At 73.5% G+C, this 21,663-nt stretch carries 20 protein-coding genes and 1 pseudogene; 20 read left to right on the forward strand and 1 reads right to left on the reverse strand.

Annotated elements, in window-relative coordinates; translation table 11 throughout:
- Positions 1 to 26 precede the first annotated feature (26 nt).
- The 12 genes from pyrR to PATMI_RS31410 all read left to right on the forward strand — a co-directional run bounded on the left by pyrR (position 27) and on the right by PATMI_RS31410 (position 12,262).
- Positions 27 to 653 carry a bifunctional pyr operon transcriptional regulator/uracil phosphoribosyltransferase PyrR gene (gene pyrR, locus PATMI_RS31395; RefSeq protein ID WP_051472006.1) on the forward strand — a complete coding sequence of 209 codons (627 nt, stop codon included), beginning with the start codon at positions 27 to 29 and terminating at the stop codon, positions 651 to 653.
- Positions 650 to 1,639 (forward strand): aspartate carbamoyltransferase catalytic subunit, encoded by a 990-nt coding sequence (locus tag PATMI_RS31400; protein ID WP_036726092.1) that lies wholly within the window; start codon positions 650 to 652, stop codon positions 1,637 to 1,639. The genes pyrR and PATMI_RS31400 overlap by 4 nt, the downstream gene beginning before the upstream one ends.
- Complete coding sequence (locus PATMI_RS0118350) at positions 1,636 to 2,979, forward strand: dihydroorotase (protein WP_026911936.1); 1,344 nt, start codon at positions 1,636 to 1,638, stop codon at positions 2,977 to 2,979. Before PATMI_RS31400 ends, PATMI_RS0118350 begins: the two co-directional genes overlap by 4 nt.
- Positions 2,976 to 3,530 (forward strand): isochorismatase family protein, encoded by a 555-nt coding sequence (locus PATMI_RS0118355; protein WP_051472007.1) that lies wholly within the window; start codon positions 2,976 to 2,978, stop codon positions 3,528 to 3,530. Before PATMI_RS0118350 ends, PATMI_RS0118355 begins: the two co-directional genes overlap by 4 nt.
- Entirely contained in the window at positions 3,527 to 4,852 is a 1,326-nt protein-coding gene (gene carA / locus PATMI_RS31405) for a glutamine-hydrolyzing carbamoyl-phosphate synthase small subunit (RefSeq protein WP_084270060.1), read from the forward strand. The genes PATMI_RS0118355 and carA overlap by 4 nt, the downstream gene beginning before the upstream one ends.
- Positions 4,852 to 8,055, forward strand: coding sequence for a carbamoyl-phosphate synthase large subunit (carB, locus tag PATMI_RS0118365; RefSeq protein ID WP_026911938.1), 3,204 nt, complete (start codon positions 4,852 to 4,854; stop codon positions 8,053 to 8,055). Before carA ends, carB begins: the two co-directional genes overlap by 1 nt.
- Positions 8,052 to 8,951: a beta/alpha barrel domain-containing protein gene (locus tag PATMI_RS0118370; RefSeq protein ID WP_051472008.1), complete on the forward strand. Its 900-nt coding sequence runs from the start codon at positions 8,052 to 8,054 to the stop codon at positions 8,949 to 8,951. The genes carB and PATMI_RS0118370 overlap by 4 nt, the downstream gene beginning before the upstream one ends.
- Before the next feature lie 153 nt (positions 8,952 to 9,104).
- Complete coding sequence (gene mihF, locus PATMI_RS0118375) at positions 9,105 to 9,455, forward strand: integration host factor, actinobacterial type (RefSeq protein ID WP_026911940.1); 351 nt, start codon at positions 9,105 to 9,107, stop codon at positions 9,453 to 9,455.
- Positions 9,456 to 9,469: 14 nt separating this feature from the next.
- Complete coding sequence (gene gmk, locus PATMI_RS0118380; RefSeq protein WP_026911941.1) at positions 9,470 to 10,030, forward strand: guanylate kinase; 561 nt, start codon at positions 9,470 to 9,472, stop codon at positions 10,028 to 10,030.
- A 56-nt stretch (positions 10,031 to 10,086) separates the two neighbouring features.
- Positions 10,087 to 10,299, forward strand: coding sequence for a DNA-directed RNA polymerase subunit omega (gene rpoZ, locus PATMI_RS0118385; protein WP_051472009.1), 213 nt, complete (start codon positions 10,087 to 10,089; stop codon positions 10,297 to 10,299).
- A gap of 129 nt (positions 10,300 to 10,428) precedes the next feature.
- Positions 10,429 to 11,685, forward strand: a complete 1,257-nt coding sequence (gene coaBC, locus PATMI_RS0118390; RefSeq protein WP_026911943.1) for a bifunctional phosphopantothenoylcysteine decarboxylase/phosphopantothenate--cysteine ligase CoaBC — start codon at positions 10,429 to 10,431, stop codon at positions 11,683 to 11,685.
- Positions 11,686 to 11,758: 73 nt separating this feature from the next.
- Complete coding sequence (locus PATMI_RS31410; protein ID WP_084270061.1) at positions 11,759 to 12,262, forward strand: tetratricopeptide repeat protein; 504 nt, start codon at positions 11,759 to 11,761, stop codon at positions 12,260 to 12,262.
- A gap of 42 nt (positions 12,263 to 12,304) precedes the next feature.
- On the opposite strand, the gene PATMI_RS0118400 is transcribed toward PATMI_RS31410, so the two are convergent.
- Positions 12,305 to 12,709, reverse strand: a complete 405-nt coding sequence (locus PATMI_RS0118400) for a hypothetical protein (protein ID WP_026911944.1) — start codon at positions 12,707 to 12,709, stop codon at positions 12,305 to 12,307.
- A gap of 100 nt (positions 12,710 to 12,809) precedes the next feature.
- On the opposite strand from PATMI_RS0118400, the gene PATMI_RS0118405 reads away from it, so the two are divergent.
- The 8 genes and pseudogenes from PATMI_RS0118405 to PATMI_RS0118435 all read left to right on the forward strand — a co-directional run bounded on the left by PATMI_RS0118405 (position 12,810) and on the right by PATMI_RS0118435 (position 21,610).
- The gene (locus PATMI_RS0118405; RefSeq protein ID WP_245604195.1) at positions 12,810 to 13,247 is read left to right on the forward strand and encodes a ribosome maturation factor RimP; all 438 of its coding nucleotides are present in this window, start codon (positions 12,810 to 12,812) and stop codon (positions 13,245 to 13,247) included.
- A 7-nt stretch (positions 13,248 to 13,254) separates the two neighbouring features.
- Positions 13,255 to 14,859, forward strand: a complete 1,605-nt coding sequence (gene nusA, locus PATMI_RS0118410; protein WP_026911946.1) for a transcription termination factor NusA — start codon at positions 13,255 to 13,257, stop codon at positions 14,857 to 14,859.
- 29 nt (positions 14,860 to 14,888) lie between these two features.
- Positions 14,889 to 15,101: pseudogene (locus PATMI_RS38730) on the forward strand (DUF448 domain-containing protein); the annotation flags it as partial.
- A complete protein-coding gene (infB, locus tag PATMI_RS36115) occupies positions 15,101 to 18,415 on the forward strand; it encodes a translation initiation factor IF-2 (RefSeq protein ID WP_036726095.1) in 3,315 nt (1,104 codons plus the stop codon). The pseudogene PATMI_RS38730 and the gene infB, both read left to right, overlap by 1 nt.
- On the forward strand, positions 18,416 to 18,823 hold the full coding sequence (rbfA, locus tag PATMI_RS0118420) for a 30S ribosome-binding factor RbfA (RefSeq protein WP_026911947.1): 408 nt from the start codon (positions 18,416 to 18,418) through the stop codon (positions 18,821 to 18,823).
- On the forward strand, positions 18,820 to 19,830 hold the full coding sequence (locus tag PATMI_RS0118425) for a DHH family phosphoesterase (protein ID WP_026911948.1): 1,011 nt from the start codon (positions 18,820 to 18,822) through the stop codon (positions 19,828 to 19,830). The genes rbfA and PATMI_RS0118425 overlap by 4 nt, the downstream gene beginning before the upstream one ends.
- A complete protein-coding gene (gene truB, locus PATMI_RS31420; protein ID WP_084270062.1) occupies positions 19,827 to 20,723 on the forward strand; it encodes a tRNA pseudouridine(55) synthase TruB in 897 nt (298 codons plus the stop codon). The genes PATMI_RS0118425 and truB overlap by 4 nt, the downstream gene beginning before the upstream one ends.
- Complete coding sequence (locus tag PATMI_RS0118435; RefSeq protein ID WP_026911949.1) at positions 20,720 to 21,610, forward strand: bifunctional riboflavin kinase/FAD synthetase; 891 nt, start codon at positions 20,720 to 20,722, stop codon at positions 21,608 to 21,610. The genes truB and PATMI_RS0118435 overlap by 4 nt, the downstream gene beginning before the upstream one ends.
- Positions 21,611 to 21,663 lie beyond the last annotated feature (53 nt).

Here is a 21,663-nt window from a genome sequence, read left to right on the forward strand (position 1 = left end):
CAGAGAGGCCGGGACGATCCCATCGCATGCCTTTTGAGACCACCGTCCTCGACGGATCCGACATGGCGCGCACGCTCGCGCGCATCGCCCACGAGATCGTGGAGGGTCATCCGGACCCCGCGAAGGTCGTGCTGGTCGGGATCCACACCCGCGGTGCCGTGCTCGCCGCCCGGCTGCAGGAGCGCCTGAGCGACCTGCTCGGCATCGAGGTCCCCCTCGGCGACCTCGACATCGCCTTCTACCGCGACGACCTCGGCGAGGTGGCCGACGTCGCGCCGCCCGAGCCCGACGCCGCCGGCCCGGTGATCCACGCCACGCACCTCGACGGGATCCCGCTCGAGGGCGGGTCCGTGGTGCTCGTCGACGACGTGCTCTTCACCGGACGTACGATCCGCGCGGCCATCGAAGCGATCTTCGACTACGGCCGCCCCGGCCGCGTCCAGCTCGCGGTCCTCGTCGACCGCGGCCACCGCGAGCTCCCGATCCGGGCGGACTACGTCGGCAAGAACCTGCCGACCGCCGTCGCCGAGCGGGTGAACGTGCGCGTGGCGGAGATCGACGGCCGCGACGAGGTCGCCATCGAGCGCCGCATGCCGCCCGCCGGCCCGGACGGCGACACCGACCCCACGCCACCGGAGGATCGCGCCGCATGAGGCACCTGCTGTCCATCGAGGACCTCGACCGCACCGGCATCGAGCGCCTGTGCGACCGGGCGGCGAGCTTCGCGGAGGTCGCCGACCGCCCGATCAAGAAGGTGCCCGCCCTCCGCGGTCGCACGGTCCTGAACCTCTTCTACGAGAGCTCCACGCGCACGCGCTCGAGCTTCGAGCTCGCGGCCAAGCGCCTGTCGGCCGACGTCGTGAACTTCGCGGCCTCGGGCTCCTCGGTCGAGAAGGGCGAGTCGCTGCGCGACACCGTCCAGACCCTCGCCGCCCACCGCCCGCACGCGATCGTCGTGCGCACGCCTTGGGCCGGCGCCTCGAAGCTCATCACGCAGTGGACCGACGCCGCGATCGTCAACGCCGGCGACGGCCAGCACGAGCACCCCACGCAGGCGCTGCTCGACATCTACACGCTGCGCTCGCGCCTGGGCTCGCTCGACGGCCTGAACGTCTGGGTCGTCGGCGACGTCCGCCACAGCCGCGTCGCCCGGTCGCTCGTCCTCGGACTGCAGACGATGGGCGCGAAGGTCACGGTCTGCGGTCCGCCGACCCTCGTGCCGTCCGACATCGCGGTCCTCGGCTGCGAGGTCCGCTACACGCTGGACGACCTGCCCGAGGCCGACGTCGTCTACGCCCTCAGGATGCAGAACGAGCGCATGAAGGAGGCCTACGTGCCCTCCCTGCGCGAATACGCCGCGGCGTACCAGATCAGCGCCCGACGTCTCGGGGCCCGCCAGCTGCTCATGCACCCCGGCCCGGTCAACCGCGGCGTCGAGCTCGCCGGCGACGTCGTCGACGGCCCGCAGTCCCTGATCCTCGACCAGGTCCGCGCCGGCGTCCTCGTCCGCATGGCCGTCCTCTACGAGGTCCTGGCCTCCGGCGGCGGACCGACCTCCCCACCCGACGGGCGCCGCGGCCGCGGCGGCCGGACGGGCGGCCCCGACTCGAACACCCCACAGGAGCTGCACCCCGCATGAGCCTCGAGCCCCTCGTCCGCGCGCCTGCCGCGGACGCCGACGTCCTGCTGCGCCGGGTCCACGTGCTCGATCCACGCGCCGGCATCGACGCGCCCCATGACGTGCTCGTCCGCGGCGGCGTCGTCGCCGAGATCGGGACCCCCGGCGGTCTCGAGGCCGCGGAGGGCGTCGAGGTCGTCGACGGTGAGGGCCTGCACCTCTTCCCCGGCTTCGTCGACCCGCACGTGCACCTGCGCACCCCGGGCCAGGAGTACAAGGAGGACCTCGAGACCGGCACGCGCTCCGCGGCCGCCGGCGGCTACTGCGCCGTCGTCGCGATGCCGAACACCTCGCCGGTCGTCGACTCCAGCTCGCTGCTGGGCTCGCTCCGCGACCTCGCCTCCCGGCTCGCCCGCATCCCCGTCGGCTTCACCGCGGCGATCACCCTCGGGCTCGAGGGCAAGCACCTGACCGAGATGAACGAGCTGCGGCAGGCCGGCGCCGTCGGGTTCACCGACGACGGCCGGCCGGTCACGGACGCCGGCGTCCTGCGCAAGGCCATCCAGTACCAGCGGCTCTGCGGCGGCGTCATCGCCCTGCACGAGGAGGACCCGTCGCTGTCGGCCGGTGGCTCGATGCGCGAGGGCACCGTGTCCGCGCGCCTGGGGATCGCCGGGGTGCCGTGGCTCTCGGAGTCCACCATGGTCGCGCGCGACGCCGCGCTCGCCGGCTACGAGGACGGCCGCCTGCACTTCCAGCACCTCTCGTGCGTCGCGTCGGTCGACGCCCTGCGCGCCGCGAAGGCCCAGGGCTTCAAGGTCTCCGGCGAGGCCTCGCCGCACCACCTCTGCCTGACGCACGAGGCCGTCCGCGACCTGAACACGTCGATGAAGATGAACCCGCCGCTGGGCTTCGAGGAGGACCGCAAGGCCCTCATTGAGGGCGTCCGCGACGGCACGATCGAGACGATCGCCACCGACCACGCGCCGCACGCGCGGGACGAGAAGGAGATGCCCTTCGAGCAGGCGCCGATGGGCACCACCGGCCTCGAGAGCGCCTTCGCGGCGGTCTACTCCGAGCTCGTGAAGCCCGGCATCCTGCCGCTGGCCACCGTCGTCGACCGGCTGATCGGCGGCGCCGCGCTGATGGAGCTGCCCACGCCCACGGTCGCGGTCGGCGCGCGGGCGAACCTCTGCCTCGTCGACCTGGAGCGCGAGTGGACCGTCGGCGCCGACGGCTACGAGAGCAAGTCCGGCAACTGCTGCTTCGACGGCCGCAGCTTCCACGGCCGCGTCCTGATGACCGTCGCCGACGGCGCCGTCGCCTACCGCGAGCGCAGCTTCGCGGTCCACGCTGCATGACCGACGCGTCCGCCCTCACCGGCCTGAACCCGGCCCGCACCGTCCTGGTCGTCGTCGACGTCCAGGAGGCCTTCCGCCCGTCGATCGACGGCTTCGACCGCGTCGTCGAGCGGTGCGCCCGCGCGATCCGCGGTGCCGTCGCGCTCGACCTCCCGGTCGTCGTCACCGAGCAGTACCCCAAGGGCCTCGGCGACACCGTCCCGGAGCTCCTCGCGGTGCTGCCCGACGACACCGCCCGCCTGCCGAAGACCGTGTTCTCCGCCACCCGCGCCCGTGGCTTCCACCTCAAGGGCCGCGACCAGGTCGTCCTCGTCGGCATCGAGGGCCACGTCTGCATCCAGGCCACCGCGCTGGACCTCCTGCGCCAAGGCCTCGCCGTGCACGTCGCCGGCGACGCCGTCGGCTCGCGGACCGCCGAGGACCGCGACGCCGGACTGACCCGCGTGGCCCGCGCCGGCGCCCTGGTCGGCACGACCGAGAGCATCCTCCTGGAGCTCCTCGGCGACGCCGCCTCCCCGCACTTCAAGACGATCCAGGAGCTGATCCGATGACCGCACCAGACGCTCCCGCCTACCTCCTCCTCGAGGACGGCACGCGCTTCGACGGGACCTCCGTCGGCGCCGCGCTCACCGACGCCGGGGCCGGCCCGCGGTCGACCGGCGAGGTCGTCTTCACGACGGGCATGTCCGGCTACCAGGAGTCGGTCACCGACCCGTCGTTCGCCGGGCAGCTGATCGTCTTCACGTACCCGCACATCGGCAACTACGGCGTGAACGCGTCGGCGATGGAGTCCGACCGCATCCACGCCCGCGCCGTGATCATGCGCGAGGCCGTCGACCGCGACGACGCGCCGCGCGCCGAGCAGGGCTGGCTCTCGTGGCTCGCCGGGAACGGGATCCCCGCGATCTCCGGCGTCGACACCCGCGCGCTCGTCCGGCACATCCGCGACAAGGGCGCCATGCGCGGCGGCCTGTTCGCCGGCGACGTGCCGCAGGACGAGGCCGCGGCCACCGTCGCGGCCGAGCCGTCGATGGCCGGCCAGGACCTCGCGTCGACGGTCACGCCGAAGGAGGCCGTCACGGTCTCGCGGTCCGGCCAGCTCCGCGGGACGGCCACCGGTGCCGAGGGCGACGGTCCGCTGATCGCGGCGATCGACACCGGCATCAAGTGGTCGATCGTCGAGGAGCTCGTCGCGCGCGGCGCGCGCGTGCGACTGCACCCGCTCTCCGACGGCCCGGAGGCGGTCCTCGCCGGCGACGTCGACGCGGTCTTCCTCGCCAACGGTCCCGGCGATCCCGGGGCGGTCGACCACGTCGTCGACACGATCCGCGGCGTGCTCGGCAAGAAGCCGGTCTTCGGCATCTGCATGGGCCACCAGCTGCTCTGCCGCGCCGTCGGCCTCACGACCTTCAAGATGGAGTTCGGCCACCGCGGCGCGAACCACCCGGTCAAGGACCTGACGACCGGGCGCGTCGAGATCACGAGCCAGAACCACGGCTTCGCCGTCCAGACCCCCGACGGCACCGGCCGCATCGAGGGCGACGAGCCCGTCCGCTGGGCGACCGACTTCGGCGAGGCCGAGCTCTCGCACCTGAACCTCTACGACCGCACGGTCGAGGGCCTGGTGCTCGCCGAGGCCAACGCCGCGACGGTGCAGTACCACCCCGAGGCCGCGCCGGGACCGAACGACGCGAGCTACCTCTTCGACCGCTTCCTCGACCGGATCCGCGAAGGCGGCTCGATCGCCGACGTGGGCCGCCAGACCGGCGACGCCGCCGCGGCGCAGGCCGGCATCGCCGCCGACGGGACGACCCCGGCCCAGGCCGCGATCGACGCCGACACCGACACCACCACCGACGGAGCCTCCGCCTGATGCCGCGCCGCACCGACATCCGCCGGATCATGATCCTGGGCTCCGGCCCGATCGTCATCGGACAGGCCGCCGAGTTCGACTACTCCGGCGCCCAGGCCTGCAAGGTCCTCCGCGAGGAGGGCTTCGAGATCGTCCTGGTCAACTCGAACCCGGCGACGATCATGACCGACCCGGAGTACGCCGAGAAGACGTACGTCGAGCCGCTGCTCCCGGGCCCCGTCGCGAAGATCATCGAGAAGGAGCGCCCCGACGCGCTGCTCCCGACCCTCGGCGGCCAGACCGCGCTGAACCTCGCCAAGGCGCTCCACGAGGACGGCACGCTCGAGCGGTTCGGCGTCGAGCTGATCGGCGCGAACTACGACGCGATCAACTGCGCCGAGGACCGCGACCTCTTCGCGCAGGCGATGGCGCGGGCCGGCCTGAAGATGCCCGCCTCGCTGATCGTCCGCGGCAAGGAGGGCGACTCCGCCGACGGCGCGCCGATCGCGACCGCCGAGGTCGACCGCCAGATCGACGAGGCCCTGACCATCACCGGCCTCCCAGCGATCGTCCGCCCGGCGTTCACGCTCGGCGGCCGCGGTGGCGGCATCGCGCGGTCGGAGGAGGAGTTCCGCCAGATCATCCGCGGCGGCATCGACGCGTCGCCGATCGGGCAGGTCCTCGTCGACCAGTCCGTGATCGGCTGGGGCGAGTACGAGCTCGAGGTCATGCGCGACAACGGCGACAACGTCGTGATCGTCTGCTCGATCGAGAACATCGACCCGATGGGCGTCCACACGGGCGACTCCGTGACGGTCGCACCGCAGCAGACGCTGACGGACCGCCTCTACCAGCAGCTCCGCGACCAGGCGATCCGCGTGATCCGCGCGGTCGGCGTCGAGACGGGCGGCTCGAACGTGCAGTTCGCGGTCAACCCGGACACGGAGGAGATCCTCATCATCGAGATGAACCCCCGCGTCTCCCGCTCCTCCGCCCTGGCGTCGAAGGCCACGGGCTTCCCGATCGCGAAGATCGCCGCACGCCTGGCCGTCGGCTACCGCCTCGACGAGATCACGAACGACATCACGAAGGCGACGCCCGCCGCCTTCGAGCCGACCATCGACTACGTCGTCGTGAAGTGGCCGCGGTTCGCGTTCGAGAAGTTCCCCGGCGTCGACGAGACGCTCTCGACGCACATGAAATCCGTCGGCGAGGCCATGTCGATCGGCCGCACGTTCGGCCAGGCGTTCGTCAAGGCGCTGCGCTCCCGCGAGCTCGACCGCAGGCCGTCGTACGCGGACTCCGACACCGCAGCGGACCTGGTCGAGCGGATCCGGCAGCCGCGCACGGAGCGCTACGACGTCCTGCTCGAGGCGATCCGCCGCGGCGCCACGGACGAGCAGCTCCACGAGTCCACCGGCATCGACCGCTGGTACCTCGACGAGTTCCGCCGCATCGCGCTGGGCGACGACCCGACCCCGACCGACGGCGCCGGCGGCTCCGCCACGCCGGGGGACGCGACCGGGCTCGTCCGCACGTTCAAGTCGGTCGACACCTGCGCGGCCGAGTTCGCCGCGCAGACGCCGTACTTCTACTCCGGCTGGGAGCGGCCCGACCAGGACGGCAACGCGCGCCACGAGGTCGAGCGCGGGGACAACCCGTCGGTCGTGATCCTCGGCTCGGGCCCCAACCGCATCGGGCAGGGCATCGAGTTCGACTACTGCTGCGTGCACGCCGCCGTCACGGTCAAGGAGTCCGGCCGGGACGCGGTGATGATCAACTGCAACCCCGAGACCGTGTCGACCGACTACGACACGTCGACGCGCCTGTACTTCGAGCCGCTGACGCTCGACGACGTCCTCGGCGTCCTGCAGGTCGAGCAGCCGGAGGGCGTCATCGTCCAGTTCGGCGGCCAGACGCCGCTGCGCCTCGCGCAGGGGCTCCAGGACGCCGGCATCCGGATCCTCGGCACGAGCGTCGAGGCGATCGACCGCGCCGAGGAGCGCACCGCGTTCGGCGACGTCCTCTCGAAGCTCGGCTTCAAAGCCCCGCCGTACGCCACCGCCCAGGGCCTCGACGGTGCGCTCGCCGCCGCGGAGGAGGTCGGCTTCCCGCTCCTCGTCCGCCCGAGCTACGTGCTCGGCGGCCGCGCGATGGAGATCGTCTACGGGCCCGAGGGCCTGACCTCGTACCTCGAGCGCGAGGCCGACATCACGGCCGGCAAGCCGATCTTCCTCGACCGCTTCCTCGAGAACGCGATCGAGGTCGACGTCGACGCCCTCTGCGACCGCGACACCGTCTGGGTCGGCGGCATCATGCAGCACGTCGAGGAGGCCGGCATCCACTCCGGCGACTCGGCCTGCGCGCTGCCGCCGTTCTCGCTGTCGGACGAGATCATCGAGGAGATCCGCCGGCAGACCCGCGGCATCGCCCTGGAGCTCGGCGTCTCGGGCCTCATCAACATCCAGTTCGCGGTGTACGGCGGCGAGGTCTACGTCATCGAGGCGAACCCCCGCGCGTCGCGCACGGTGCCGTTCGTCTCCAAGGCGATCGGCGTCCCGCTCGCGAAGATGGCGGTGCGGATCATGCTCGGCGAGTCGATCGCGGACCTCGGGCTGCCGGCCGAGGCCGGCGGTCAGGGCTCGCTCGGCCACGTCGCCGTGAAGGAGGCCGTCCTGCCGTTCGACCGCTTCGTCGGCTCGGACGGGCTGCTCGGTCCCGAGATGCGCTCGACCGGCGAGGTCATGGGCGTCGCCGCCGACTTCCCGCAGGCGTTCGCGAAGGCCTCGGCCGCCGCGGGCTCGCCGCTGCCCGACGGCGGCACGGTGTTCATCTCGGTCACGAACGCGGACAAGCCGCTCGCGCTCGAGGTCGCCCGGAAGTACCACGACCTCGGCTTCTCGCTCCTGGCGACGTCCGGCACGCGCGGCGCGCTGGTCGACGCCGGCATCCCGTGCGACGTCGTCTCGAAGCTCCAGGACGCGCGCCCGGACCAGAGCGACACCGCGGTGACCCGCATCGCGGCCGGTGAGGTCGCGATCGTCATCAACACCCCGACGGGCTCCGGTGCGCGGACCGACGGCTACGAGATCCGGCGCGCCGCGATCACCGCCGGGGTCCCGTGCCTGACCACCGTCTCCGCCGGGCACGCCGCGGCGCTGGCGATCGCGTCGGCGCGCGAGGGCGAGCCCGGGGTGGTCGCGCTGCAGGAGCTCCGGCGGTGAACACGCCGGCCCCGGACGCCACGACCACGAGCGTGGCCGGGGTCGCGCTCGAGCACCCCGTCCTCAACGCCGCGGGGACCGCCAAGTCGCTCGACGACGTCGCGCGGCTGGCGCGGTCCCCCGTCGCGGCCGTGACGGTCGGGTCGATCACGAAGGAGCCGCGCGACGGGAACGCGGGGGAGGTCTACGCCTCGCGCCCCGGGTACGCGGTCAACGCGCTCGGCATGCCGAACCGCGGCGCGACGTTCTACCGGGACGCCCTCCCCGAGCTCGCCGGGGCGGCCCACGCGGCCGGCAAGCCGCTGTTCGTGTCCGTGGCGGGGTTCTCCACCGACGAGTACGGCGAGCTGGCGCACCTCGCCGGGGGCGCCGGCGCGGACCTCGTCGAGCTGAACCTCGGGTGCCCGAACGTCTGGGACGACGGGCAGCAGAAGCGCATCATGTCGTTCGACCCGGAGCTCGTCTCCGGGGCGCTCAGGGCCGCCGCCGGGGCCGGCGCCCCCGTCGGCGTGAAGCTCTCGCCGCTGTCCGATCCGGTCCTCCTGGGCGAGGTCGCGGCGGCCGCCGTCGAGGCCGGCGTCGCGTACATCGTCAGCTGCAACACGTTTCCCAACGGCCTCGCGCTCCGCCCGGACGGTCGTCCGGCGGTGGACGTCGGCTACGGCGGCGTCTCCGGAGCGGCGATGAAACCGGTCGCGCTGGGACAGGTCGCCCAGCTCCGCGGACTGCTCCCGGACGACGTCGACGTCGTCGGCTGCGGCGGCGTGCGTACGGGTGACGACGTCAGGGACCTGCTGGCGGTGGGCGCCGCGGCCGTCGGCCTGGCGACGGCGTTCTGGGACGCCGGGGAGGATCCCGGGATCTTCGGCGATCTCCTCGCGGACTGGCTCGGATAGGCGTCCGGGAGGTCGCTGGACGGCGAGTTCTGCTAGCCACAACCGTCGCAACACTCGACGTCCTGGGCCACACCTGCACCTCGAGTCGAGGTCGAGGTGACTTGTCGTCCGGGGGCCGCGCGGGGGACGACGGCCGGGTAGACTCGCCCCGCGATGTCGACCGCCGCCAACGCCCCGTCCAAGTCCTCGTCCACACCGGAGCGGTCGCTCAACCAGCGCATGGATGCGCTGCAGCGTGCCAACGAGGTCCGGTCCCAGCGGGCGGCGCTCAAGCGTGACCTGAAGTCCGGCCGGCAGTCCATCGACCGCCTCCTGATGGACCCACCGGAGTGGCTCGAGACGGCGAAGGTCGTCGACATGCTCCTGGCGGTCCCGAAGTACGGTCGCGTCCGCGCGGGCAAGATCCTGCAGCAGTGCCGCATCTCCGCCTCGAAGACCATCGGCGGCCTCACGCCGCGCCAGCGCGCCGAGCTCGTGCAGTCGCTGCGCAGCCCGCGCGGCTGAGCGGCGGGCTCCCCGTGGCTCGCGTCTTCGTCATCACCGGCCCATCGGGGGTCGGCAAGGGCACGCTCATCCGTCGGCTCCGCGAGAGCCACCCCGAGCTCCGGCTCAGCGTCTCGGCGACCACCCGTCCCGTCCGCGAGGGCGAGGAGCACGGCCGCGACTACTGGTTCCTCGACGAGGACGAGTTCACGCGCCGGATCGACGAGGGCGACTTCGTCGAGCACGCCGAGTACGCCGGCCGCCGGTACGGCACGCTCCGCGAGGAACTCGACCGCCACCTCGGCGAGGGTGCTCCCGTGGTCCTCGAGATCGAGGTCCAGGGCGCCCGCCAGATCCGCGAGACGATGCCCGAGGCCGTGCAGGTCTTCGTCGTCCCGCCGTCGTTCGAGGTCCTCCGGCAGCGGCTCGAGGGTCGCGGCACCGACGGCGCCGACACGATCGCGCGACGCCTCGAGGTGTCGAGGACCGAGCTCGAGAGCCAGCACCAGTTCGACCACCGCATCATCAACGACGAGCTCGAGAAGACGGTCGCCGAGCTCGAGGCGATCGTCTCCTCGCAGCTCTCCGCCACCTGACCGCAGCCCGGGCCGCCGCACGGCGGCGCTACACTTCGTCTGTGATCTCTCCGCGCATGGACCAGCTGCTCGACAACGTCGACTCGAACTACGCGTCGGTCCTCGTGGCGGCGAAGCGGGCCCGGCAGATCAACGCCTACTACCACAACCTCGGTGAGGGCGCCTTCGACGAGTTCCCGCCGCCGATGGTCGAGACGGCGTCGAAGAACTACCTGACGATCGCCCTCGAAGAGGTCGCCGCCGGGAAGATCACCTACCGCTACCGGTAGTCCGACGGCCCGCCCGGGCCGTCACCCCGCAGTCCCTGGACGCCGCCACGAGCGGCGTTCGTCGTTCCCGGGGTCGCACGACGGCGTGCGTCCCGGCGCCCGGGGACGACGCTGCGACAGACTCCGCGCATGGCTCGGCTGCTCCTCGGCGTCACCGGCGGCATCGCCGCCTACAAGTCCGTGCTCCTCGTCCGGCTCGCCGTGAAGGCGGGCCATCAGGTGCGCGTGATCCAGACGCCGACGTCGCAGCGCTTCGTCGCGCCGGAGACGTTCCGCGCGATCACCGGCGCGCCCGTCCTCACCGACGAGTTCGAGCCCGACCCGCTGCGCGGCGGATTCCCGGGCGACCCGCTGCCGACGCACGCCGCGATCAGCCACCTGGCCCTCGTCGAGCACGCCGACGCGTACCTCATCGCGCCGGCCACGGCGAACACGATCGCGGGCCTCGCGACCGGCCGCGCCGACACGCTCGTCGGTTCGGCCTACCTCGCGGCCGACTGCCCGGTGCTCGTGGCCCCGGCGATGAACCACCGCATGTGGCACCACCCGGCCACGCGGCGCAACGTGGACGTCCTCCGGGCCGACGGCACGCGGATCGTCGACCCCGGCAGCGGGGACCTCGCGTCCAAGGGCGAGCACGGGGACGGCCGCGTCGCGGAGCCCGAGGAGCTGCTCGAGGTCCTCGAGGGCGTGCTCGCCGGCGGATCCTCCGCAGGCGGGCCCGGGGACCTCGCGGGGCTCCGCGTCCTCGTGTCGGCCGGGGGCACGCGGGAGCCGATCGACGCGGTCCGGTTCGTCGGCAACCGCTCGTCCGGCCGCATGGGCTACGCGGTCGCCGCGCGCGCCGCCGCGCGCGGCGCCGAGGTCACCGTCGTCGCGGCGAACGTCGGCCTGCCCGCCCCGGCGGGCTGCACGGTCGTGTCGGTCTCGACCGCCGAGGAGCTGCGCGTCGCGTGCGCGGCGGCCTTCGAGACCGCCGACGTGCTCGTGATGGCCGCCGCCGTCGCGGACTTCCGGCCCGTCGACCCCAGCGCCGGGAAGATCAAGAAGCAGGGCCGCACCGGCATGACGATCGAGCTCGAGGCGACCGCCGACGTGCTGATCGAGCTGTCCGGTCGCCGCCGGCCGGGACAGACGCTGGTCGGCTTCGCCGCCGAGCACGGGGACCAGGCGATCGTCCACGCCCGCGAGAAGCTCGTGCGCAAGGGCCTCGACGCCGTCGTCGTCAACGACGTCTCGCAGCCCGGCATCGCGTTCGACGCCACCGAGAACGCGGTGACGATCGTCACCGCCGGCGGCGACCGCGTCGTCGCGCGGGCGGAGAAGGAGCGGATCGCCGACGCGATCCTCGACGACGTCGTCGCCGCCCGCGCCACCGCGGCCTGACCCCGCGACGGGGTCGACCCGGCGGCACCGGATCGACGCCCTGGGCGGCCCGCCGGTTTGCCACACTCGGGGCATGTCCGAGGAGCCGACCGCGTACGAGCTCTATCGCTCCGGGGTGGGGCTGCTCGACCAGGGCGACCACCACGCCGCCGCGCTGCCGCTCCGCCGGGCCCGCGACCTCGAGCCGGACACCGCGATGGTCCGCGAGGCCCTCGGACGGGCGCTCTTCGGGTCCCAGCGCTACCGCGAGGCGGCCGAGGAGTTCTCCGCACTGGTCGAGCTCGAGCCCGTGAACCACTACGGGCAGTTCTGCCTCGGCCGGGCGCTCCAGCTCCAGGGCCTCCACGCCGAGGCCCGGCCGCCGCTGACCCTCGCCGCGCTGCTCCAGCCCGACCGCGCCGACTACCGCGTCTACCGCGACCGGACGATCGCGGCGATGGAGGGCGGCGCGGCGGACCACGTGCACGACGACGGGGGAGGCCTCGAGGGGCCGACGCCCGGGAGCCGGCGCAGCGGCGCGGGACCGTGGGGCGCCCCCGAGGGCGACCCGCCGGCGGCCGACGACGACGCCGGCTGAGCGACGCCGGCGGTCGTCGGGAGGGCCGCGCGGTCGCCCGCTTCAGGACCAGTCGGGCCACACCGCCACGGCCGCCGCGTCCTCGGCGGCGCCGACCAGGCGGGCGAGGACGTCGTCGACGCTCGCGGTGCTGACCGCCTCGAGCGCGAGGTCGCCGTGGACCCAGGTCGCGCCCTCCGCCGAGCACGCGTACCGCACGACCCGCACGTCACGCCGGTTGCGGTGCAGGAGCCACGCGGCGTCGATCGCCCCCGGTGGCGCGACCTCGGCCTGCAGCTCGAGCAGCCCGGCCACGACCCGGGCCCCGACGTGCAGCGGCCACTCGCCGGCGGTGAGCGCGAAGCCGCGCTCCAGCGGCGCCGGGCGGTGCACCGTCGCGCCGAGGTCCCGCAGCAGCGCATCGAGCACCGCGACCGCTGCGGCGGGGGAGACGGAAGCTTCCTGCATCCGCGGATGGTACGATCACTCCGTGGTGTCCCCGGACACCGCTCCGCAGCAACCTTTGGAAGTGGGCCCGGAGCCCGCTTTTTTTATGGCCGAACACTCCATGACCTCCTCCATCCAGGACACCGTCGAAACCCGCGTCGCGGCCGCAGAGCCCGACGTGGAGGTGCTGCTGGCCGAGGTCGTGGGCGGGGGGACGCTGCGCGTCCTGATCGACCATCCGGACGGCGTGAGCCTGGACCTCTGCGTCCGCGTCACGCACCTGATGGACGACCTGCGCGAGCAGTACGCGGTCGAGGTCTCCTCACCCGGGACCGACCGCCCGCTCGTCAAGCCCGAGCACTACCGGCGGTTCACCGGTCGCAAGGTCCGCGTGCGGACCACGCAGGCGATCACCGGCGGCGACTCGGGCGAGCCGCGGAAGTCCTTCACCGGGGAGCTCGTCGGGTCCGACGAGCAGGCAGTCACCCTGGCGGCCGACGGGGGCGTCGTGACGATCCCCTACGCCGAGATCCGTCGCAGCAACCTCGTCGAGGAGTAGGAGCGAGATGTCCCGCGAGATCGTAGACGCGATGCGTGCCCTGGCGCGCGAGAAGAACATCCCCGAGGAGCGGCTCATCGCCGCGCTCGAGGATGCGCTGCTCTCCGCGTACAAGAAGCAGCCCGGCGCGGCCAAGTACGCCCGGGTCGAGCTCGACTCCGAGAACGGCGAGTACCGCGTCATCGAGCTGCTCGTCCCCGAGATGCTCGAGGCCGGCCTGATCGTCGAGACCATCGACGAGCAGTCCTACGAGGACCCCGAGACCGGCGAGTGGATCGAGCCCACCGAGATCGAGATCCCGGGGGAGAAGCTCGCCGAGCACCGGGACGAGATCCCCGAGCAGGACGTCACGCCCGACGACTTCGGTCGCATCGCCGCGCAGACCGCCAAGCAGGTCATCCTGCAGCGGATCCGCGAGGCCGAGCGCGACATGATGTACGACGAGTTCGCGGACCGCGTCGGCGAGATGGTCACCGGCATCGTCCAGCAGTCGGACAACCGCTACACGCTCCTGCAGCTGCGGGACCGCGTCGAGGCCCTCCTTCCGCGCTCCGAGCAGGTCTTCGGCGAGCGCTACGACCACAACCAGCGCCTGAAGGCGGTGATCAAGGAGGTCTCGCAGTCCGCGAAGGGCCCGTCGATCATCGTCTCCCGCCGCGACCCCGAGGTCATCCGCGCGCTCTTCGAGCTCGAGGTCCCCGAGATCGCCGACGGCCTGGTCGAGATCACGGGCGTGGCCCGCGAGCCCGGCTACCGCTCGAAGATCGCGGTCGTCTCCCACGCCTCCGGCGTCGACCCCGTCGGCGCGTGCGTCGGCCCGCGCGGCTCCCGCGTGCGCATGGTCGTCTCGGAGCTCAAGGGCGAGAAGATCGACATCATCCCCTTCAACGACGAGCCCGGGCGCTTCATCGCCAAGGCCCTGTCGCCCGCGCAGGTGCGCGAGGTCTTCATCGACGACGAGCTCCGTCAGGCGACGGTGGTCGTGCCCGACGAGGACCTGACGAAGGCGATCGGCCGCGAGGGCCAGAACGTGCGGCTCGCCGCGCGCCTGACCGGGTGGCGGATCGACATCAAGAAGGCGAGCGACGCCCTGGCCCAGGCCGCGGCGCCGACCGGCGAGGTCGAGGAGGGCGAGGAGGAGATCATCGGCGATGGCCGCTGCTCCGCCGTGCTCACCAGCGGCCGCCGGTGCCCGAACGCCTCGCTGCCGGGCTCCACCTTCTGCGGTCTCCCGATGCACCAGGCGCTGGTGCGCTTCGGTGCCGTCGAGGTCGCCCTGCTGGAGGACCTGCCGGAGGACGAGCTCGACGCGCTCTCCGACCCGGACAAGTCCCAGGAGGACGTCCAGGACATCGTCACGCGGGCCGAGGAGGCGTACGCCGAGCGCGTCGCCGCCGAGGGTCCCGTGGAGCAGGTCGACGATGCCGGCGAGCCGCTGGAGCTCGAGGAGCAGATCGTCGGCGAGGCCGAGGGCGACTTCGCGGCCGAGGAGGGCACCGACGTCGAGGACGTCGACGGTGCCGGGACCGAGCTCGACGCCGTGGACGGCGCCGAGACGGAGGACGGTGCCGTGACCGGCGCCGAAGACGCGGAGGACGTCCCGTCGACGTAGACGGGCGACAGCCGGAGCGGCGCTGTGTCGGTTGCGACCGACGCAGGCCCCAGGCGGAGCTCCTCCGCCTCGCCGCCGTCGAGGACCACGTGGTCCGCGACGACGAGCGCCGGCTCCCAGGACGAGGGGCGTACGTGTGCGATCGCACGTGCGCCGAGGAGGCCGTGAGGCGACGCGCGTTCAACCGCGCGTTCCGACGGCCCATCAGCAACGACCCGGACTTTCTACACTCTTTCATTTGATGGCGAAGAAGCGCGTTCACGAGATCGCCAAGGCCCATGGCCTCCCGAGCAAGACGGTGCTCGATGCCCTCCAGAAGGACGGGCACGACATCGCAACGGCGTCGTCCTCGGTCGACGAGGGCGTCGCGAACCGTCTGATCCAGGCCCATGGCTCCGAGCTGAAGAGCTCGAAGACGGCGGACGAGGCTCCCGGAACCCCGGCGAAGCCCGAGAAGCAGGCGGCTCCGGCCGCCCCGACGACCGGTGCCGCGGGCGGAGGTGCACCCGCGCGGCCGCAGGCGGCCCGCCCGGTGCGGCCCCCCGCACCCGGGGAGGCACGACCCGTGAAGCCCCAGGCCCCGGGCGGTCAGCGCCCGGTGCGCCCCGCCGCGCCCGGCGCAGCGGGCCAGCGGCCCGTGCGCCCGGCCCAGCCCGGGCAGCGCCCGGTGCGCCCCGCCGCGCCGGGCCAGCGTCCCGCCGCGGCCGCGCCCCAGCGCCCGGCGGCGGGCGGCCAGCCCGCCCCGCAGCGTCCGGCGGCCGGCACGCCGCAGCGCCCGGCGGCCCGTCCGGCGGCCGGTGGCCCCGTGGCCCCGCAGCGCCCGGCCGGCGGCCAGGCGCCGCAGCGTCCCGGTGCCCCGGCCCGCCCGGTCCGCCCGGGCGAGGGCGGACGGCCCCAGCGCCCGGCACCCGCCGGTGGCGCGCCCCAGCGCCCCGTGCGCCCGGGTGAGCCCCAGCGCCCGGCGCGTCCCGCGCCGCGGCAGGAGCCGCCGCGTCGTGCCCCGGGCGGTCTGACCCCCGGTGCCGGCCCGCGCGTGATCGCGACGGCCGCCCCGGCCGCCCCGAAGCCGAAGCCCCAGGCGCCGGCCCAGCCGCAGCGCCAGAACCCCGTCGGCCAGCGCCCCGCGCCGGCCCGGTGGTGGTGCCGGTCCCCGCACGCCGCAGCGTCCCGCAGCAGGGCCAGGGCCAGCGCCCGGGCGGTCCGCAGGCGTCCCGGCGGCCAGGGTGGTCGTCCGCAGCAGGGCGGGCGTCCCGGTGGTCCCGGTGGCCAGCGCCCCGGTGGTCCGCAGCGTCCCGGTCAGGGTGGTGGCGGCCAGCGGCCGCAGCGTCCCCAGCCGCAGGGCGAGCGTGCCGCTCCCCAGCCCATCGCGCGTCCGTCGGCGCGGCTCCCCGAGCCCGCCAGCGGCCCCGGCTCCGGTCGCGGCACCCCGCCGCCCGGTCTCGTCCGTCGCCTGCCCAAGCGGGCGCCGAAGGAGACCACGCCGGCTCCCGAGCTGAAGGACCTCCGCGCCAAGAAGCCCGCGCTGCCCAAGGGTCCCCCGACCCTGGGCGAGAAGCCCGCGGCCGGTGCCGGCCCGAAGATCATCGCGCTGCCCGATCCGGCGTCGACGCGTCCGAAGGCCCCCGGCGCCGCCGGCGGTCCCGGCAAGCGCCGCGTCGTCATCGACCAGCCCGGCGGCCCGCGTCGTCCGGGCGTCGGTGGTGGACCCCCGAACCGCCGCCCGCGTCGTCGCCGTCGCCGTCAGTCGATCGAGGAGGCCCTGGCCCCGCTGAACCGCGGCGAGCAGGGCCGCACGGTCGACGTCCCCCGGATCAACTCCGGGTCGACCGTCAAGGACGTCGCCGAGTACCTCGGCGTGCCCGTGCCGGAGATGATCAAGAAGCTCATGCTCATGGGCGAGATGGCCACGCTCACGCAGACGCTGGCCGACGAGACCATCGAGCTGCTCGCCGCCGAGTTCGAGCGCGAGATCGTGATCGTCAAGGCCAGCGACGAGGAGGACGAGGCCCCGGTCTTCGACGACTCGGACGCCGAGCTGGTCCAGCGGCCCCCGGTCGTCACGATCATGGGTCACGTCGACCACGGCAAGACGTCGCTGCTCGACAAGCTCCGCGAGGCCGAGGTGGCCTCCGGCGAGGCCGGTGGCATCACGCAGCACATCGGCGCCTACCAGGTGCACCACGGCGAGGACACGATCACGTTCCTCGACACCCCGGGCCACGCGGCGTTCACCGCCATGCGTGCCCGCGGTGCCCGTCTCACCGACATCGCGGTCATCGTGGTGGCGGCGGACGACGGCGTGAAGCCGCAGACGCAGGAGGCCATCGACCACGCGAAGGCGGCCGACGTGCCGATCATCGTGGCGGTCAACAAGATCGACAAGCCCGGCGCCGACCCGGTGCGCGTGCGCACCGAGATGGCGACGATCGGCCTGAACCCGGCCGAGTGGGGCGGCGACACCGAGTTCGTCGACGTCTCCGCGAAGACCGGCGACGGCCTCGAGGACCTGCTCGACACGATCAACGTCGTGGCCGAGATCCAGGAGCTGACGGCGAACCCCGACACCGAGGCCTCCGGCGTCGTCGTCGAGGCCAAGCTCGACGTCGGCCGCGGCCCCGTGGCGACCGTGCTGATTCAGCGCGGCACGCTCGAGGTCGGCGACCCGATCGTCTCCGGCGCCCAGTGGGGCAAGGTCCGCGCGCTCATCGACTACACCGGTGAGCGGATCGAGGTCGCCGGCGTCGGCGATCCGGTCCTCGTCCTGGGGTTCAACGGCGTGCCGAACGCCGGTGACCTGGCCATGGTCGTCGACTCCGAGAAGACGGCGCGCGTCCGGGCCGAGGAGCGCGAGACGCGCCTCAAGGCCGAGGCGATCGCCCGTCGGTCGGGCCGCAAGTTCTCGCTCGAGGACGTCTTCAAGCGCTCCGTCGCGTCCGAGGACCAGAAGGGCCTGCAGCTCGTGCTCAAGGCCGACGTCGCGGGTTCGCTCGAGGCGTTCGAGGACGAGATCTCGAAGCTCCCGCAGAGCGAGGTCTTCGTCGACATCGTGCTGTCGGGCGTCGGTGGCATCACCGAGTCCGACGTGATGCTCGCGTCCGCGTCGCAGGCGGTGATCATCGGCTTCAACACCGACACCGTCGGCAACGCCCAGCGCGTCGCCGATCACGAGGGCGTCGAGATCCGCACCTACGACATCATCTACCGGGCCCTCGACGACCTCCGGGACGTCATGGAGGGGATGCTCGACAAGGACGAGATCGAGGAGACCGTCGGCACCGCCGAGGTCCGCGCGATCTTCCGGGCGTCGAAGGTCGGCACCATCGCCGGCTCGTACGTCACGGACGGCCGCATGAAGCGCAACGGCCTGGCGCGCGTGCTGCGCGACGGGGACGTCGTGGCGACCACGAAGATCGAGAGCCTGAAGCGCTTCTCGGAGGACGCCCGCGAGGTCGCGACCGGCTACGAGTGCGGCATCGTCCTGCGCGACTTCGAGCCGCGGGAGGGCGACGTCATCGAGACCTACGAGAAGCGCCGCGTCGCCCGCGAGCTGAAGTAGATGAAGCCCGATCGCATGCGGCGCGTCGACGAGGCGGTCCGCGAGGTCCTCGGCGACGTGCTGCAGCGCGGCGAGCTGAAGGACCCGCGGATCGGCTTCGCGACGATCACCGGCGTCCGCACGAGCAGCGACCTCAGCCACGCGACCGTCCTCGTCTCGGTGCTCAGCATCGGTGACGAGGCGGCCGCGCCGGAGGAGACGATCGAGGGCCTCCGGTCCGCGGTCGGCTTCCTCCAGCGCAGGGTCGGACAGGAGCTCGGGCTGAAGTCGACGCCCGTGCTGAAGTTCGAGCTCGACGAGACGATCGACCGCGCCATGCGGATCCAGGAGATCCTCGACGACCCGCCGCCGCCCGCGGTGGAGACCGAGGACGAGCACACCGCGATCCCGGACGACGCACAGCGGTGAGCACGGCCGACGTCGCCAGGGACGCGCGTCTGGCCGTCCTGCAGCACCTGCGCTCCGAGGAGCGCTTCGTGACGGTGACGCACGAGCACCCCGACGGCGACGCCATCGGGTCGCTCGTGGCGGCCACGCGCATGCTGCAGGCGATGGGCAAGGACGTGGTGGCCGTCGTCGCGCCCGGCGACCTGCCGCTGTCGCGCGAGTACGCGGCCCTGGCGACCGTCGACCTGGTCACCGCCGTCCCCGACGACCTCGGCGAGCGCACCGCGCTGTTCCTCGACTGCGGCACGCTGGACCGCATGCCGGTCGGACCGATCCGCACCGACTCCCGGCAGATCCTGAACGTCGACCACCACCACGACAACACGCGCTTCGGCGACGTCGACCTCGTCGACGACGACGCGTCGTCGACCGTCGAGATCCTCTGGGAGCTCATGCGCGAGCTCGAGGTCCCGATCGACCTCGACACCGCCAAGGCGCTGTACGTCGGCCTCGTCACGGACACCGGCCAGTTCATGTGGGAGAACACCGGCGAGCGCGCCCACAGCATGGCTGCGGACCTCATCCGGCACGGCGTCGACCCGTTCGCGATCTACCGGACGCTGTACGAGGGCGCCCCGTGGGCGAAGCTCGCGCTGCTCGGACGGGCGCTGGAGCGCACCCGCCGGGAGGAGCACGGCCAGCTCACGTTCTCGCTGCTGCGTCGCGAGGACTACGTCTCCACGGGCGCCGAGGACACCGACTCCGAAGGCATCATCGACCACCTGCGCACCGTCGCCGGCACGCGGCTCGCCGCGGTCGGCCGTCAGGTGGTCTTCGACGACGCCGCCGCGGACGGGGTGGTGCGGACGAAGGTGTCGCTGCGGTCCTCGGGTCCCGGGATCGACGTCTCCGTGATCGCCCGCGCCGGCGGTGGCGGCGGGCATCCGCAGGCCGCCGGGTTCACGACGGACCTGGGGGAGGAGGAGCTCGTGCGCTTCCTCTGCACCCAGCTCCGCGAGCTGCAGTGACCGTCCCGGACGGGCCGGGGGCGCCGCCCGAGGACCCGCAGCCCACGGAGGCCGCGCCGTTCCCCGACGGCGCCCTCCTGATCGACAAGCCTGCGGGCCTCACGAGCCACGACGTCGTCGCCCGCGTCCGTCGCCGGGTGGGGGGTCGCAAGGCCGGGCGCGTCGGGCACACGGGGACGCTCGACCCGTTCGCGACGGGGCTCCTGATCGTCCTGCTGGGTCGTGCCACGCGCCTGCAGGACCGCCTGATGGGGCAGGACAAGACGTACGAGACCGTGGCCCGCCTCGGAGCCACGTCGACCACCGGCGACCCGGAGGGCGAGATCGCGGTCACGGGACGCGTGCCCACGGACCCACCGGAGCTCCCGACCGGCCTGGTGCGGCAGCGCCCGCCCGCCTACTCCGCGATCCGCGTCGACGGGGAACGAGCCTACAAGCGCGCCCGCCGCGGCGAGGACGTCGTCGTCCCCGAGCGCGAGGTGACGGTCCACGCGTTCGAGCAGCTCGCCCGCGACGGCGACCGCGCGTCCTTCCGGATCCGCTGCTCGTCCGGGACGTACGTCCGGACCCTGGTGGCCGACCTCGGCGACGCCTACTGCCTCGAGCTCCGTCGCACGGCGATCGGCGACCTGTCGGTGGACGACGCGCAGTCGCCCGACACCGAGCGCGAGGACTGGCGGCTGATCCCGCTCCACACCCTCCTCCAGACGGTGATCCCGACCGTCGAGCTCGACGCCGAGGACGCCCGCCGAGCGGGCTTCGGGCAGCGGATCGCGGTGCCGGAGCGCCCCGACCTGCAGGAGGTCGGGCTGTGCCATCGCGGCGAGGCGATCGCCATCGGCCGGCGGGAGCCGGACGGCCGGGTCCATCCCGTCGTAGGCTTCCGGGCGTGACCGCGCGCATCACGACCCTGGAGGACGCCCCTCGCCGTCCCCGGACGATCGCCCTCGGGACGTTCGACGGCGTGCACCTCGGGCACCGCGAGGTGATCGCGGGCGCCGACGCCGTCGTCACCTTCCACCCGCACCCGATGGCGGTCCTCGCGCCCGGGCGGGTCCCGCCGCAGCTGACCACCGTGGAGCGCCGCGCGGAGCTCGTGGGGCGTCTCGGCGTCGACGAGCTGATCCTCGTGCCGTTCGACGCGCACACCGCCACGCAGGACGCCCGGGCGTTCGTCGACGAGGTGCTCGTCGACCGCCTGCAGGTCGACGGGGTGCGGGTCGGGGAGAACTTCCGGTTCGGCCGGGACGCCGGGGGGACGCCGGCGCTGCTGGCGGACGACCCGCGGTTCTCCACCGTGGTCGTGCCGGTCCTGCGACGCGACGGCGAATCGGTCAGCTCCACCCGGATCCGGGAGCTCGTCGCCCGCGGAGCCGTGGCGGACGCCGCCGACCTGCTCGGCTCCCCGTTCGCGCTCAGCGGCCCGGTCGAGCACGGGGAGAAGCGCGGCCGGGAGCTCGGGTACCCGACGGCCAACCTCGTGCCGCCCGTCGGGCACGCGCTGCCCGCCCACGGCGTCTACGCGTGCCGCGCGGCGCTGGAGGACGGCAGGGTCCTGCCTGCCGCCGTCTCGATCGGCATCCGACCGCAGTTCGAGACCCAGCTCGGCGTCCTCGTCGAGGCGTACGTCCTCGACTTCTCCGGCGACCTGTACGGGCAGCGGCTCGAGCTCGAGTTCGTCGCGCGGCTGCGGGGCGAGGAGCGCTTCGACGGCGTCGACGCGCTGCTGGTCCAGATGGAGCAGGACGTCGTCGACACCCGCCGGCTCACCACCGCGTGACGCCGGCCGCGGGACCCGTCCCGGGCCGCTCCGGGCGGGTGGCTCGCTCGCCC

This window comes from Patulibacter minatonensis DSM 18081 (genome assembly GCF_000519325.1).
Lineage (GTDB): Bacteria > Actinomycetota > Thermoleophilia > Solirubrobacterales > Solirubrobacteraceae > Patulibacter > Patulibacter minatonensis.